Raw genomic sequence first — 14,311 nt, forward strand, 5'->3', positions numbered from 1 at the left:
TTATTTTTCGCAAATGATTACCGCTTCGCCAGCTTGGCGGCGGTGAGCGCCGCGACCATGCCAAGCGCCAGCAGCGACAGCGTGAAGGCAACGACGGCGTTCCAGCCATCGGCACCCCAGAAATAGCCACCGACCGAACCGGCAACACTGGAGCCGATGTAGTAGGACAACAGATAGAGCGCGGACGCGTGCCCCTTGGTGCCGCGGGCAAGGCGACCAACGAGGGCGCTCGCCACCGAGTGGGCGACGAAGAAGCCCGATGTCAGCAACACGATGCCAAAGACGATCAGCGGCAGCGAGGATGACAGCGTGACCGCGACGCCGACCGCCGCAATCGCAATGCCGGCCGGCAGCACGATGAAATGGCCGATGCGATCTCCAAGCAGGCCGGCGATCCAGGATGCGGCGATACCGAACAGATAGACCGTGAAGATCAGGCCGAGTTCCGTCTGGTTGAGATTGTATGGCGGCTGAACGAGGCGGAAACCGATGTAGTTGTAGACGGTGACGAAGCTGCCCATGGCGAGAAAGCCGATGGCGAAGAGCAATGGCAGCGCCGGGTTGCCGATATGGCCAACCCAGGCCCTCACGTGAAAGCGGACATCGAAACCCTTGCGCGGCGCAAAATTGCGCGACGCGGGCAGCAGCAGGAAGAAGCCGATTGCCGCGGCAAGGCCGAGCACGCCAAGCGAACCCAATGCAATGCGCCATGAGAAGAACTCAGCCAATGTGCCGGTGACGACGCGGCCTGCCATGCCGCCAAAAGCATTACCGGCGATGTAAAGACCCATCGAGGCGCCAAGACCGCGGGGATCGATCTCTTCCGAGAGATAGGCCATCGCCACGGCCGGCACGCCGCCAAGCAGCAGCCCTTCAAGCGCGCGGATGACGAGCAGCGCATGCCAGCTCGGCACCAAGGCGCAGGCAATCGTGCACACGGACGCGCCGAGCAGCGAGGCGAACATCAGGCTGCGGCGGCCGAAGCTTTCGGAGACGGCAGCGGCACAGAAGATCGCGAAGGCGAGAAAGCCGGTCGACAGAGATAACGACAGAGAGCTCGCGGCCGGGCTTACGCCGAAGTCCGCGGCAAAGATCGGCATCAGTGGCTGCACGCAATAGAGCAGCGAGAAGGTAGCAAAGCCGGAAAGGAAGAGGGCGAGGCTGGCACGTCGATAAGGTGACGTGCCGCGCAGCAAGAACTGCTTTTCCTGCATTTCCGCCGTCGTTCGCACGAGGTGGAGATTCGGACGGGGATGGGTTTCGGAGGCGTCTGGCGAGCTGTTTGCGGCGCGTTGCATTGGGGGTACCAACCTTTCACGCCTTTTGATCTAGCCAGCGGCGCGCCATTTGTCCAATATATGAAAATACCATTCTTCATAGCTTTTGGAGATACCGATGGAGTTGCGCCATATCCGCTATTTTCTCGCCGTCGCCGAAGAGGGAAATTTCACCCGCGCCGCAGCAAACCTCGGCATCGGACAGCCGCCGCTCAGCCAACAGATCCGCGATCTTGAAAACGAGATCGGGGCGGCACTGTTTCATCGCGTCCCACATGGCGCGGAACTGACGGAGGCGGGGAGCGCCTTTTTGCCGGAGGGTCGCGCTGCCATCGCGGCCGCCGAGAAGGCGAAGCTCGCCGCCCAGCGCGCCACCCGAGGCGAGACCGGTCGGCTGGCGCTCGGCTTCACGGCGTCCTCAGCCTTCAACACGGCGGTCAGCGGCACGATCCGTCGCTTTCGCGGGCAGTGGCCCGAGGTGAGCCTCTCCTTGACCGAGATGAACAGCAACTGGCTGATGGAGAAACTGCTGCGTGAGGAAATCGACGTTGCCTTCATCAGGCCCGGCCTGGAGGATCCGAAGAACGTCACGCTGAAACGCCTGGCGGATGAGCCGATGCTGATTGCCTTGCCGGCGCACCACCCGCTTGCGAAATACGAGAAGGTGCCCGTGTCGGCGCTCGCCGGCGAGCCGTTCATTCTGTTTCCGCGGACGGTTGGCCTCAGTCTCTATGATGATATCGTGCGTGGCTGCCGCGATGCCGGTTTCGAGCTTGTCGTGACGCAGGAGGCGCCGCAGATCCCATCCGTCGTCAATCTGGTCGCCGCCGATCTCGGCGTATCGATTGTGCCAGCCTCGATTGCCCACCTGACACTCGACGGGGTCGCCTATCGCCAGATCGAGGGGCCGCCGCTGGTGGCGCGTCTCGGGCTTGCGATGCTGAAGGCGCAGCGGTCGCGCGTCGCCGCAAACATGATGAGCCTCGTCTGATCAGCCGGCAGGATCCCAATAGGGCGGATCGCCGAAGGTCTTGCGCAGGTGGTCGGCGACAGCGCGCAGCTTGGCGGACGGATTGCGCCCCTCCGGATGCGCCATGTAGATGAACTCGGCTTCCGGCCTGTAGCCGACATCGATTTCCTGCAGCTTTCCCACACTGATCGCAGGCCCAGCAATGAAGGCTGGCAGAAGCGCGATACCGAGACCCGCAGCCGCGGCATCGCGGATCATGTCCCCATTGTTCATGCCGACGGCCTGGCTTGCCCGCACGACGATGGCTCCATCCGGCGTCTGGAACCGCCAGTCCGCAACGCCCCGGTTGGTGTAGAAGATGCCTTTATGGCCATCGAGATCGGCAAGGGTCTTCGGCACACCATGGCGGCTGAGATAATCCGGTGACGCGACCAAAAGCCGACGGCTGCGACTGAGTTTCCACACGACCAACCGGGAGTCGACGATCGGACCATGCCGGACCACGGCATCATACCCTTCCGAGGAGACATCGACGCGGCGGTCGTCGATGTCGAGCACCAATCGGATTTCCGGATGCGCGGCCAGAAACGGGTATAGCGCGGGGCCAAGATGCATGCGCCCGAAGGTAACGGGGGCGGCAATGCGCAGCGGGCCGGACAACGTGCCTCGGCGCACCGCCATCTCGGCGGTGGCGTCCTCGATTTCCTGAACGATCCGCGTCGCGCGCTCCAGAAAGGCCGTGCCGTCTTCCGTCAAAGTGAGTTTTCGCGTGGTGCGATGCAGGAGCACACCGCCAAGCGACTTTTCAAGCTCCGCAAGCCTCTCGCTGACGACAGACTTCGATAGGCGCAGGCGTCGGGCAGCCTCGCTGACCGAGCCGGATTCCACGATCGCCACGAAGGCCGTTATTCCCTCAACCCTGATCATCGTTCGGCAAATCCGAATTCGAGTTCCACCATTTGGAGACTAATCCGAACGAAAAGAAAATGCCATCTTCTGCCCATCGAAAGGGACGGCAATCGCCATCCCAACCCCCATACTGGAGATGGAACAATGAACCGCTTGAATGGAAAAGTCGCCATCGTCACTGGCGCAAGTGCCGGCATCGGTCGCGCAACGGCCAAGCTCTTTGCGGCCGAAGGCGCCAAGGTCGTCGTCGGCGCCCGCCGCCAGGCTGAACTCGAAAACCTGGTCGCAGAGATCAAGGCAGCCGGCGGACATGCCGTTGCTGTTGCCGGCGACGTCCGCTCGGAAGACTATCACAAGGCGCTGGTCGCCACCGCCGTCGAGCGCTACGGTAAGCTCGACATTGCCTTCAACAATGCCGGCATCCTTGGCGAAGCCGGCCCGAGCACCGGTGTTTCCGAGGCCGGTTTCACCGAAGCGCTGACGATCAACCTGACGGCCTCCTTCCTGGCTGCCAAGCATCAGATCGCGCAGATGGAAAAGGATGGCGGCGGCTCCGTCATCTTCACCTCGACTTTTGTCGGCTACAGCTTCGCCTTCCCGGGTGTTGCCGCCTATGCCGCCAGCAAGTCCGGCCTTATTGGCCTGACGCAGGCGCTCGCTGCCGAATTCGGCCCGAAGGACGTGCGCGTAAACGCGGTTCTGCCGGGTGCGGTCGATACCGACATGTATCGCGAGATGAACGACACTGAGGGCAAGCAGAGCTTCATCACCAACCTGCATGCGCTGAAGCGTGTCGCAGCGCCTGAGGAACTTGCGCGCTCCGTACTCTACCTCGCATCCGACGACTCGAGCTTCGTCACCGGTACGGCCTCGCTGGTCGATGGTGGCGCATCGATCACCCGCACCTGATCCTGCGTTCGACTATCCGCTCTGACTGGACAAGCTTTCCGGAAAAGGGCGGATTATCGCGACGGCATTTTCATCACATCATCGAAGGCATCAACGGGCGCTCGCCCAACGGGAACACAGGAACTCACGACAATGGCACGCTTGCCGAACAAGACAGCCCTGATCACCGGCGGCACCAGCGGCATCGGCCTCGAAACCGCCCGTCAATTCATTGCCGAAGGCGCTCGTGTTGCCATCACCGGCAGCAGCGCCAAAAGCGTCGAGGTCGCCCGGGCCGAGTTCGGCGACACCGCACTGGTCATCCAGGCGGACGCCGGCAACGCGGCCGGTCAGAAGGTCGTCGCCGATGCGATCAAGGAGAGCTTCGGGCATCTCGACATTCTTTTCGTCAACGCCGGCGTGGCGGAGTTCGGTGCGCTCGAACAATGGAGCGAGGAAGCCTTCGACAGGTCGGTCGCGATCAACGTCAAGGGACCTTTCTTTTTGATCCAGGCCCTTCTGCCGCTGTTTTCGAAGCAGGCTTCGATCGTTCTCAACACGTCGATCAATGCCCATATCGGCATGCCGAATTCGAGCGTCTACGCCCTGACCAAGGGCGCGCTGCTGACGCTTGCAAAGACGCTCTCCGGTGAACTGATCGGCCGCGGCATTCGCGTCAACGCCGTCAGCCCCGGGCCGATCGCGACACCGCTCTATGGCAAGCTCGGCATGTCGGAAGCCGACACCAAGGCAAGGGCGGCACAGATCCCGGTCGGCCGGTTCGGCGATGCCGGCGAAGTCGCCAAAACCATCATCTTCCTCGCCTCCGACGAGGCTCCCTACATCGTCGGCAGTGAGCTCGTTATCGATGGCGGGATGAGTAACCTCTGAGGACCGAGACCCATCAGAGGATGCCTGAGAAGGCCGCGGACCCTCTCCTCCGCGGCCTTTCCGTGTTCATCAGCCGGCGTCATGAGGACGACGGCGGGGAGGAGAAGCACCGGATCGCGTCCCTCACTTACGCCGAACGCTTCGTCCTGCTCCTGATATAGACCCAGTCCGCTGCCAGCATGACGACCAGCGACGGGCCAACGAGCGGGAAGAACACTCCGCCAACAGCGAGCATCGCGATCAGGCCGCGGACAACGCGCTTGTCGTCAGGCATCGGCGGGACGCCGAGCGAGCCCGCTGGGCGTCGCTTCCACCACATGACGGCCGCCGAAACCGCAAGCAGGATGATCGCCGCGCAAGCGGCAAGCAGCACCAGTTGGTTCGCAAGCCCGAACTGCTGACCAAGATGAGTGTTGATGCCCCATTCGAGCGATTTGCCGAGCGGACCGTAGTCGGCATAGCTCATGTCGATCAGCGGCGTCCCGGAATATTGGTCGAGATGCACGACCCGCTGCTTAGAAAGATCGTCGGGATAGACCGATCCGGTAAACACCCCATCCGCTGTGGTTGGTATGTTGACGGCGTAGCCCCGATGCAGGCCAAGACGATCAAAGGTGGCTACGGCGTCATCGAGGCCAATCGCCTGTACATGATGGGCGTGCCCTGACGAGTGCGGTACTTGCGCCTGCTCCAGCGACCAGGATGTCTTGGCGACGTGGTCGAGATGCTCGTCGGACATAGGTACGGCAACTCGCACGCCCGCGGGATAGCCGAAGTTGTTGCCATTGGCCCATTCGTTGACCTTGCCGCCCCAGACCCCCGACCAAGGCATGCCTGTGATGGCCAGGAAGACGATGAAGAAGCCGACGAAGATACCGGTGACCGCATGAGTGTCCCGCCAGAAGACCCGCCGCTTAGGGGTGCCGCGAACGGAGAGAACACCGCCTGTCTGTAGGCGTGGCCACCAGAGGTAGACGCCGGTGGCAACCAACAGGATCGACCATCCGGCGGCGATCTCGATCAGCATACGCGCGTAGTTGCCGAAATATTTGAGGCTGTGGAGGTAGCGGATCGTCCACATGACAGTGCCGCGATCCGGCAACGCGCCCAGCACCTTAGCGGTATACGGATTGACGTAGACGGCAAGTTTGCCTTCCGCCTCGGTGCCGATGGTGACTTCGGCAGAGACATCGGGCGTGGCAGGGTCGGTAAACTTGACTGCAATTCCGGGGTAAACAGCAAGGGCAGCAGCCACCATCGTGGAAGGTGCCGCGCGGTTTGCGCCTTGCTGCACTTCGACGCGCTTGAGTTCGGAATGGATCACCGCGTCAATCTCATCCTTGAACAGGTAGAGGCCGCCGGTGATCGCCAGCGTGATCATGAAGGGCAGGACAAGAAGGCCTGCGTAAAAATGCCAGCGCCAGACGGCGCGATAGAGGTCTGAGGCGGAGCGCGCGGAGGCGCTGACGCTCTCGCGACCGATGGTAAGATCGGACATGGAGGACTCCCAACGTAGGAAAATCGACCCTCGGCGTGACGCACGCGAGGTCGAGCGATGACGTCAGGCGGTAATGGGAGGTGCTCGCGGTTCAGCGATCCGCCCGCGTAAAGCGGGCGAAACGTCAGCATCGGTTCGGATCGCTGCGTCGATGGCAGTTTCGACTGCGACGTAGAGGACCGCCGCCTGCGCGGCGAGAACTGCCGGCATGGCAGCCGATGCCAGACGGCAGAGCGTGCCGCACGGGCACTCGGGCGCCTTCTTGGCCGGCAATTTGCCATGTCCGGCATCGTCGATAGAACCGTGTCCGCTCGAAGAGCAGATGATTGCGAAGGGATCGACGGCGGACGCCGCCATGGAACCCTGCACAGTGCCGCTCAGCAGTCCTTGGATCAGGAATAGACAGGCGACCAGCAGCGCGACGGCGCTGGCCGATACCCAATCCCGCAAGATGCTCCGCATGGTCCCCATGCTTCGCTCCATGCCACAGGGGGGCAGCATTGTCACTGCTACCGATGCGCTTTCGCTGCTGATTGCTTATTATTCCCCAAAGGCTTAGGGTCGGATACAACCAGATAGTCGATGGAAGAAGCCATGGTTCTCAGCGGCAAACGCATCCTCCTCATCATTTCAGGCGGGATCGCGGCCTATAAAAGCCTGGACTTGATCCGACGGCTCAGAGAGCGGGGTGCGTCCGTGCGACCGCTGATGACGACGGGGGCGCAGGAATTCGTGACACCGCTTGCCGTCGGCGCGCTCGCCGCCGATCATGTGTTCACCGATCTTTTCTCCCGCCAGGACGAGCAGGATGTCGGCCATATCCGGCTGGCGCGCGATTGCGACCTCGTGCTGATTGCGCCGGCGACGGCGGACCTGCTCGCCAAGATGGCGAATGGGCTTGCGGACGACCTTGCCTCGACGGTGCTGCTTGCGACCGACCGTCCGGTACTCGCCGCCCCCGCCATGAACCCGCACATGTGGGCGCATCCGGCAACCAAGCGCAACGTCGAGACCCTGCGCGGCGACCATATCCGTTTCATCGGACCGATGTCAGGCGAGATGGCGGAGAGCCGCGAAGCGGGCGTCGGCCGGATGGCTGAGCCGCTCGAGATCGTCGCGGCCGCGGAAGCGCTGCTCAACGATGGACCGAGGCCGCTTACCGGCCGCAAGGCGATCGTCACCTCGGGGCCGACTCATGAGCCGATCGACCCTGTGCGCTACATCGCCAATCGCTCTTCCGGCCGTCAGGGGCACGCGATTGCCGCCGCCCTCTCCGCCCTTGGGGCAGATGTGACACTCGTTTCCGGGCCAGTCTCGGTCCCTGATCCCATGGGTGTGAAGGTCATTCACGTCGAGCGCGCAGACCAGATGCGCGACGCCGTTCTCGCCGCGCTTCCCGTCGATGTCGCGGTGATGGTTGCGGCCGTCGCCGACTGGCGTGTTGCCTCGGCCGCCGACCAGAAGATCAAGAAGCATCCGGGCGAATCCATCCCGACGCTCGCGCTGACTGAAAATCCCGATATTCTGAAGACCGTCGGTCATCACACGCTGCGGCCGAAGCTGGTGATCGGCTTTGCGGCGGAGACCCAGGATGTCGAGAGCAACGCCATGGCGAAACTCGAACGCAAGGGGGCTGACATCATCGTCGCCAACGACGTTTCGCCCGCAACCGGCATCATGGGCGGCGTTCGCAACAGGGTGAAGATCGTCGCTCATAGCGGCATCGAACAGTGGCCAGACCTTGCGAAGGAAGAGGTTGCGACGAAGCTCGCGGCGATGATCGCTGAACGGCTCAAGCAGTAATCGCGACCGGGGCGGTCTTTGCCACGGCCAGCGCCGGACGAAACGGTGCGATATCGAGGCCAATGTCGGCAAGCGTAACGGCACTGCCATCCGGGATCTCCGCCCAGGCATCGACATCGTCGTTGAGCGGCTCGGACACCAGGCAATAGCCCCTGCCGACAGGAGACGCGTAGAGCGTCGGCGCCTTGCGGTCGGTCGCATAACGGATCGCATAGAGTAACTTGCCATCGGAAAAGGCGGCCGTGTAGCGCACCAAGACTGAACCCAGGACGTTTTCGGCAAGGCCCTCTACGAAGCGTATCATCTCCGCCATGGCTGCCATCGGCGTCTGGCGCAGGCCAAACTGCAGGGCGAGCAGGAACATCAGTTCGGAATCGGTGGTCCCGCCGCGCGCGTTGAAAAGCTCATCGTCTAGCATGGCCTCCATGGGACGGCGCAGCCGTTCGAAGCCTGAGATCTGGCCGTTGTGCATGAAGGACCAGTTGCCGAAGGTGAAGGGATGGCAGTTGTCGCGCCGCGTGCCGCCGCCGGTGGCGGCCCGCACATGCGCCAAGAACAACGGCGACCGGATCTGCCGCGCAAGGCTCTTCAGGTTGCAGTCGGACCAAGCCGGCAAAGTATCGCGGTAGCGCCCTGGCTCCAGCCGGTCGCCATACCAGGCGATGCCGAAGCCGTCGCCATTGGTGGGGGTTTTGGCGCGGGTGGCGCAATGCGACTGCTCGATCAAGGAGTGCGCGGGCGAGGACACCAGTTCCTCCAGATAGAGGGGGTCTCCACGATAGGCTGCCCAGCGACACATGCTCTTTCCACTCCCGAGCCCGCCCTGAGGCGGGAGAATGCCGAAACGCGACAGTGATTGTCGAATCCGATGGTTAATAAGACCTGAACGGCCGCGTGGCTTGCAAGCGGAAGATGACAAATTTCCGGCGGCGGACGCGATCACATTGCGCAATGGCGCATCTTCTTTTGTGAACAGTGCGTTGCCGGGCAGGCTGATTTCGCGGATGCCGGTCAGGCGGCTATAGTCCCGGGCAAGTTGAACCCTTCGAGAGGATGCCATGTCGATCCGTCCCGTAAAGCATATGAGCACCGCAACTCCGACGATGGAGGGCGCCGGCGTGAAGCTGCATCGCGTCTTCGGCTTCGGGGATCCGTCAATGACCGACCCGTTCCTTATGATGGACGATTTCCGCAATGACAATCCGGCCGAATACATCCGTGGCTTTCCCTGGCATCCGCATCGCGGCATCGAGACGATCACGTACGTGCTCGCCGGCACGGTCGAGCACGGCGACAGCCTCGGCAATCGCGGCCTGCTCGGCGCCGGCGACATCCAGTGGATGACGGCCGGCAGCGGCATCATGCACCAGGAAATGCCGAAGGGCGATTTCGCCGGACGGATGCACGGCTTCCAGCTGTGGGCCAACCTGCCCTCGTCGCTAAAGATGACGGCGCCACGCTATCAGGACGTCAAATCCGCCGACATTCCTGTCGTGGTCGACGACGACGGCACCGCCGTACGCGTTATCTGCGGCGACTTTTGGGGCAAGGCGGGCCCGGTTGACGGCGTAGCTGCCGAACCGATCTATCTCGACGTCTCGGTGCCGCCGGGCAAGAAGAAGCGCCTGCCCGTCGACACCTATCGCAACGCCTTTGCCTATATCTTCGTAGGCTCCGGCACGTTCCGCGACGCCTCCAAGCCGTTTGGCGTCCGCGTCGAGAAGGAGGTCAACGGGGAGGAGTTGAACATTCGCGATATGTCCGGCAACCGCACGCTCGTCGTCTTCGACAGCGGTGATGAAGTGACCGTGCAGGCCGGCGACGAAGGCATCCGCTTTCTGCTCGTTTCGGGCAAGCCAATCGAGGAGCCGGTCGCCTGGCATGGGCCGATCGTCATGAACTCGCGAGAGGAGATCATGCAGGCGATGCGAGAACTGCAGAACGGCACCTTCATCAAGGCCGCACATTGAGCCGGCTTATCCACAAGCGCTACCACTAAATCTGTATATCGACGCAACGAAACAACATTTCATTGTAAACGTTGGCGTATTCCCGACAGCGAGGAAATGAAATCGGGCATTCCTGAAGATGTGGCAGCGACTCGGCCGAGGTTTTTTCTTGCATCGCGGACGAATCATCCTACCTTCTTTCCATCGACAACAGAACGAAAGGAAGGTGATCCAATGTCTAATGAGATTTCAGACCTCGTAAAAGGCATGGAAGTGGTGATGAAAGCGAGGCAGCCCTCGCTCTAAGCCCCACCTTCCTAGGATCGCTTTGACGGTCCGGCCATTTACAGGCCAGAACTCATGGAAAGGGTCGCCTCGAGCGACCCTTTTCATTTTCCATCACAGGATTGACGACGCCCACGATCTTGGCGTATTCGTAAAGTCATCAGATGACTTTACGAATACCGATGATGCAACCACTCGCAAAAACGAAGCTTGCCGACACGGCCATCGAGGCAATCCGCGCCGAAATATTGGGTAAGCGTTGGGCCGTTGGGGAAAAACTGCCCAACGAGGCAACGCTGTCGTCCATGCTCTCCGTCAGCCGCGGCACCATACGGGAAGCCGTCCGCGTGCTGGTGTCGCAGGGCCTTCTCGAAACCAGGCAGGGCTCCGGAACCTACGTGCTGTCTACCACCGATACGAGGCTGCCGCTCACCATGGCGCGTCGTGCCGGTCTGCGTGATCTCTTCGAGGCCCGGTGTGCACTCGATGTCGAGGCGGCGCGGCTGGCCGCGGTACGACAAACTCCGCAAAACATTGCGGAATTGAGGGCGCTTCTCGCCAAGCGGGGCAATTTCGAAGGCGGCGACAAAAGCGGCTTCGTCGAACGCGACCTTGCCTTCCACCAAGCCGTCATTGCGGCTTCCGGCAACCGCGCGATGGTTGAGATCTATCAGTTCTTCTCCGCCTCGATCGCCGAAACGATCGCGGCGACTTTGGACAATGAGATTCCCGAGCCTGATCTGCAGGCGCATGCCGACATCATCGACGCGATCGCCACCGGCGATCCGCAACAGGCCGACGCGGCCGTTCGCCGCTTCATGGCTCCCATCATCAGCGCTCTCGACCGGATGCTCCATTCATGACCACCCCCCTTCAGGACTCCGCGGAGGTCTACGACCTCGCGGACGAGCAACTTATCGATGCCGAAGCCGATAGCGTTCCCCAACCACAACCCCCAGTGGGCAGCAGTGCAGCGGCACGCTTCCTTCTCGGGGTTAGTCTCGTCCTGATCGCCTTCAATCTGCGGCCGGTCTTCTCCAGCGCCTCCGCGCTGCTGCCCGAAATCAAGACGGAACTCGGCCTTTCGTCGCTCGGCGCCAGCTTACTGACCACCCTGCCCGTCGTCTGCCTCGGTGCTTTTTCGCCAGTGGCGCCGCGGCTTGCCCAACGAATCGGAGCAGAGCGTACGCTTCTGGGAGTACTGCTCCTGCTGGCCCTCGGGACAGCGCTCCGGGGCCTTTCATCCGTTCCGCTACTGTTTATCGGCACCGCGCTCGCCGGCGCTTCCATTGCTGTCGGCAACGTGCTGCTGCCTGGCTTGGTCAAGCGTGACTTTGCCGATCGCGCCGCGCTGATGACCGGCTTCTACACGATGGCGCTCTGCGCGGGCGCGGCAAGTGCTGCGGGCTTCACGTTGCCGCTCGAGCACATTCTCGGCGACTCGCTCTCCAGCGCACTGGCCGCCTGGGGGCTGCCCGCGCTGATTGTCGGGATCATCTGGTTGCCGCAAGTGCTGTCCACCAAGAGCCAGGTCAAGCGCAGCGGCTTTTCCGTCCAAGGACTCTGGCGAGACCGGCTGGCATGGCAGGTCACGCTCTTCATGGGCCTGCAGTCTGCTCTGGCTTATTGCGTATTCGGCTGACTCGTTCCCATCCTGCGCGAGCGCGGCGTTGACGGTTTCACCGCGGGAGCGATCGTTTCGGTATCGGTGATGGTTCAGGCCGCGGCTTGCCTTGTAGCTCCGCAGATCGCCGTGAGGGGCAAGGATCAGCGACTGATCAACGCGTCGCTCTGTGCCGTCGCCGTCGTCGCCTTGCTCGGCCTACTGTTCGCGCCGCTCTCGACGATCTGGGTCTGGGCCGTGCTGCAGGGCATCGGCCAGGGCGGCCTGATCGCCGTCGCCATGACGACAATCGTGCTGCGCTCCCGCGATCCGCATGTGGCGGCCCATCTTTCGGGCATGGCGCAATGCGTGGGCTACCTGCTTGCGGCGATTGGCCCGCTGGTCGTCGGGCTCATCCGCGGCTGGACCGGCAGCTTTGCGTGGTCGGCCGTGCTTTTCGTCGCGCTTGGCGCGGGGGCTGCGATCAACGGCTGGAACGCCGGCCGCGCGGAATATGTGAATGCGCAGACGATCGCAAAAATGGACTAACGCCCCCCTCACCATCTGTTGATTTCTCCCGCCAGACGGCGATGTTTAGGTTACGCCTCCAATACCGCTTCCGTCAGAGGACAAGTTTTGCGTTTCCTATCCGCCATCCTGCTTGCAACGGCCTTGCTGGCGCCACTCGCACCCGCCATGTCGCAGGAGGGTCGAGGCGAACCTGCCACACGGGCCTCATCGAGCGACGGCGTACTGAAGCTGCTGCCGGAGGACTCGGTCACCCAACACACACTGAAGATCGGCGACCGGACGCTCGACTATGTGGCCACGGCCGGAACGCTTGATCTCTTCGCGCAAGACGGCACCAAAACAGGCGCTATGTTCTACACGGCCTATGTCGCCAAGAACGGCGCCCCCGACCGCCCGCTGACCTTTGCCTTCAATGGCGGCCCCGGTGCGGCCTCGGCATTCCTGCATCTCGGCCTGATGGGGCCGCGTATCCTGGACTTCGGCCCGAAAGGCGACGATGGGGCCGACGCGAAGTTGGTCGACAACCCGCACACCTGGCTCGACTTTACTGATCTTGTTTTCATCGATCCGATCGGAACTGGCTGGAGCCGGACCGCCAAGGCCGACGACGCCTCCAAATACTACAGCGTCAATTCCGACGCAGAGAGCATCGCGAAGGCGATCGCTCTTTATGTCACTCACAACAATCGATCCGGTTCGCCCAAGTATCTTCTCGGCGAGAGCTATGGCGGCTTTCGCGCCGCCAAGGTGGCCGGCGCCCTGAAGGACAGCCAGGGCATTATCGTCTCGGGCGCGATCATGCTCTCGCCACTGCTCGAGGGGCAACTGATGTTCAATGCTGATCAGTTTGCGCTCGGCGCGGCACTCGAATTCCCCTCGCTTGCAGCAGCGTACATGGACAGACACAACGCTTTCGATGAAGGGCAGCAGCGCGATGCGGAGAAATTTGCGCTTGGCGACTATCTCACGACACTCGCCGGCCCGACGCCAACAGGCGAAGCCGCTAAGGCCTTTTACGAGAAAATTGCCGGCATGACCGGGATCCCCTCAGATGTCGTTGAGAAGAACCGTGGCTTCCTCGGAAATGCTTACGCCAAGCAATCAGAAGGGCAGGACGGGCGCGTTGTCAGCCCTTACGACGCGGCGTTCTCGACGCCCGATCCTTATCCGGAATCAGACTCCGATCGCGGCGACGACGCCATCCTCGACGGCTTCACCCGTGCCTATGGCGGGGCCTTCGCCGACTATGCGCGCAGTGAACTCGGATTCAAGACCGAGATGACCTACTCGCTGCTCGACAGCGATATCAATCGCAAGTGGGAATGGGGCGGGCGTGGCGGCGGTTCCATGCGGCAGGCGAGCGTTACCGACGATATCCGCCAGCTTCTCGCCTCCAATCCGAAATTCCGCCTGCTGATCGCCCATGGCTATAGCGATCTCGTGACGCCGTATGGGGTGAGCCGCTATGTTGTCGACCACCTGCCGGCGTCGCTTGCCGGCGAGCGCGTGGCGCTGAAGGTTTATCGTGGCGGCCACATGTTCTATACGCGGGCCGACCAGCGCGCTGCCTTCACCGCCGGGGCCAGGGCCTTCTTCGCCGGACGTTCCGCTGCAATGCCGGCTGAATGAACTGGGTATCCAACGCGAAAACCTGAGATTTTCTCGCGTTTTACGCCAAAATGGGTTGCCTTCGGCCGATGCCGACAT

12 protein-coding genes and 1 pseudogene are annotated in these 14,311 nt (G+C 62.3%); 8 read left to right on the forward strand and 5 right to left on the reverse strand.

Going from position 1 to position 14,311, the window contains the following annotated elements; all coding sequences use genetic code 11:
• Nucleotides 1-17: 17 nt before the first annotated feature.
• Nucleotides 18-1,298: an MFS transporter gene (locus AS026_RS20310; RefSeq protein ID WP_062371366.1), complete on the reverse strand. Its 1,281-nt coding sequence runs from the start codon at nt 1,296-1,298 to the stop codon at nt 18-20.
• 97 nt (nt 1,299-1,395) lie between these two features.
• Between AS026_RS20310 and AS026_RS20315 the strand changes: the two genes are divergently transcribed.
• Nucleotides 1,396-2,268 (forward strand): LysR family transcriptional regulator, encoded by an 873-nt coding sequence (locus AS026_RS20315; RefSeq protein ID WP_018116793.1) that lies wholly within the window; start codon nt 1,396-1,398, stop codon nt 2,266-2,268.
• Here AS026_RS20315 and AS026_RS20320 read toward each other — a convergent pair whose 3' ends face one another.
• Nucleotides 2,269-3,174, reverse strand: coding sequence for a LysR family transcriptional regulator (locus AS026_RS20320; RefSeq protein WP_062371368.1), 906 nt, complete (start codon nt 3,172-3,174; stop codon nt 2,269-2,271).
• A gap of 126 nt (nt 3,175-3,300) precedes the next feature.
• Between AS026_RS20320 and AS026_RS20325 the strand changes: the two genes are divergently transcribed.
• On the forward strand, nt 3,301-4,065 hold the full coding sequence (locus tag AS026_RS20325; RefSeq protein WP_025658672.1) for an SDR family oxidoreductase: 765 nt from the start codon (nt 3,301-3,303) through the stop codon (nt 4,063-4,065).
• 132 nt (nt 4,066-4,197) lie between these two features.
• A complete protein-coding gene (locus AS026_RS20330; RefSeq protein WP_062371371.1) occupies nt 4,198-4,935 on the forward strand; it encodes an SDR family oxidoreductase in 738 nt (245 codons plus the stop codon).
• Between the two features lie 127 nt (nt 4,936-5,062).
• Here AS026_RS20330 and AS026_RS20335 read toward each other — a convergent pair whose 3' ends face one another.
• Together AS026_RS20335 and AS026_RS20340 are read right to left on the reverse strand one after the other, a co-directional pair.
• On the reverse strand, nt 5,063-6,433 hold the full coding sequence (locus tag AS026_RS20335) for a PepSY-associated TM helix domain-containing protein (RefSeq protein WP_062371373.1): 1,371 nt from the start codon (nt 6,431-6,433) through the stop codon (nt 5,063-5,065).
• Nucleotides 6,434-6,496: 63 nt separating this feature from the next.
• A complete protein-coding gene (locus tag AS026_RS20340; protein ID WP_062371376.1) occupies nt 6,497-6,904 on the reverse strand; it encodes a DUF2946 family protein in 408 nt (135 codons plus the stop codon).
• Nucleotides 6,905-7,027: 123 nt separating this feature from the next.
• Here AS026_RS20340 and coaBC point away from each other — a divergent pair, with 123 nt between their 5' ends.
• The gene (gene coaBC, locus AS026_RS20345; protein WP_018855154.1) at nt 7,028-8,236 is read left to right on the forward strand and encodes a bifunctional phosphopantothenoylcysteine decarboxylase/phosphopantothenate--cysteine ligase CoaBC; all 1,209 of its coding nucleotides are present in this window, start codon (nt 7,028-7,030) and stop codon (nt 8,234-8,236) included.
• Here coaBC and AS026_RS20350 read toward each other — a convergent pair.
• Nucleotides 8,226-9,035, reverse strand: coding sequence for a class II glutamine amidotransferase (locus AS026_RS20350; RefSeq protein ID WP_025658667.1), 810 nt, complete (start codon nt 9,033-9,035; stop codon nt 8,226-8,228). The genes coaBC and AS026_RS20350 overlap by 11 nt on opposite strands.
• 259 nt (nt 9,036-9,294) lie before the next feature.
• Between AS026_RS20350 and AS026_RS20355 the strand changes: the two genes are divergently transcribed.
• The 4 genes and pseudogenes from AS026_RS20355 to AS026_RS20370 all read left to right on the forward strand — a co-directional run bounded on the left by AS026_RS20355 (nt 9,295) and on the right by AS026_RS20370 (nt 14,233).
• On the forward strand, nt 9,295-10,206 hold the full coding sequence (locus tag AS026_RS20355) for a pirin family protein (RefSeq protein WP_018855156.1): 912 nt from the start codon (nt 9,295-9,297) through the stop codon (nt 10,204-10,206).
• 449 nt (nt 10,207-10,655) lie between these two features.
• Entirely contained in the window at nt 10,656-11,333 is a 678-nt protein-coding gene (locus tag AS026_RS20360; RefSeq protein ID WP_062371497.1) for a FadR/GntR family transcriptional regulator, read from the forward strand.
• Nucleotides 11,330-12,622, forward strand: a pseudogene (locus AS026_RS20365) (CynX/NimT family MFS transporter). Before AS026_RS20360 ends, AS026_RS20365 begins: the two are co-directional and overlap by 4 nt.
• 147 nt (nt 12,623-12,769) lie before the next feature.
• A complete protein-coding gene (locus AS026_RS20370; RefSeq protein WP_205634482.1) occupies nt 12,770-14,233 on the forward strand; it encodes a S10 family peptidase in 1,464 nt (487 codons plus the stop codon).
• The last annotated feature ends 78 nt before the right edge of the window (nt 14,234-14,311 follow it).

The sequence above is a fragment of the Rhizobium altiplani genome, assembly GCF_001542405.1.
Taxonomy (GTDB): domain Bacteria; phylum Pseudomonadota; class Alphaproteobacteria; order Rhizobiales; family Rhizobiaceae; genus Rhizobium; species Rhizobium altiplani.

Bases quoted from the DNA above. Each gene is read 5' to 3' on its own strand.
- AS026_RS20310 (WP_062371366.1), bottom strand. From the start codon at position 1,298: ATGCAACGCGCCGCAAACAGCTCGCCAGACGCCTCCGAAACCCATCCC.
- AS026_RS20315 (WP_018116793.1), top strand. From the start codon at position 1,396: ATGGAGTTGCGCCATATCCGCTATTTTCTCGCCGTCGCCGAAGAGGGA.
- AS026_RS20320 (WP_062371368.1), bottom strand. From the start codon at position 3,174: ATGATCAGGGTTGAGGGAATAACGGCCTTCGTGGCGATCGTGGAATCC.
- AS026_RS20325 (WP_025658672.1), top strand. From the start codon at position 3,301: ATGAACCGCTTGAATGGAAAAGTCGCCATCGTCACTGGCGCAAGTGCC.
- AS026_RS20330 (WP_062371371.1), top strand. From the start codon at position 4,198: ATGGCACGCTTGCCGAACAAGACAGCCCTGATCACCGGCGGCACCAGC.
- AS026_RS20335 (WP_062371373.1), bottom strand. From the start codon at position 6,433: ATGTCCGATCTTACCATCGGTCGCGAGAGCGTCAGCGCCTCCGCGCGC.
- AS026_RS20340 (WP_062371376.1), bottom strand. From the start codon at position 6,904: ATGGGGACCATGCGGAGCATCTTGCGGGATTGGGTATCGGCCAGCGCC.
- coaBC (WP_018855154.1), top strand. From the start codon at position 7,028: ATGGTTCTCAGCGGCAAACGCATCCTCCTCATCATTTCAGGCGGGATC.
- AS026_RS20350 (WP_025658667.1), bottom strand. From the start codon at position 9,035: ATGTGTCGCTGGGCAGCCTATCGTGGAGACCCCCTCTATCTGGAGGAA.
- AS026_RS20355 (WP_018855156.1), top strand. From the start codon at position 9,295: ATGTCGATCCGTCCCGTAAAGCATATGAGCACCGCAACTCCGACGATG.
- AS026_RS20360 (WP_062371497.1), top strand. From the start codon at position 10,656: ATGCAACCACTCGCAAAAACGAAGCTTGCCGACACGGCCATCGAGGCA.
- AS026_RS20370 (WP_205634482.1), top strand. From the start codon at position 12,770: ATGTCGCAGGAGGGTCGAGGCGAACCTGCCACACGGGCCTCATCGAGC.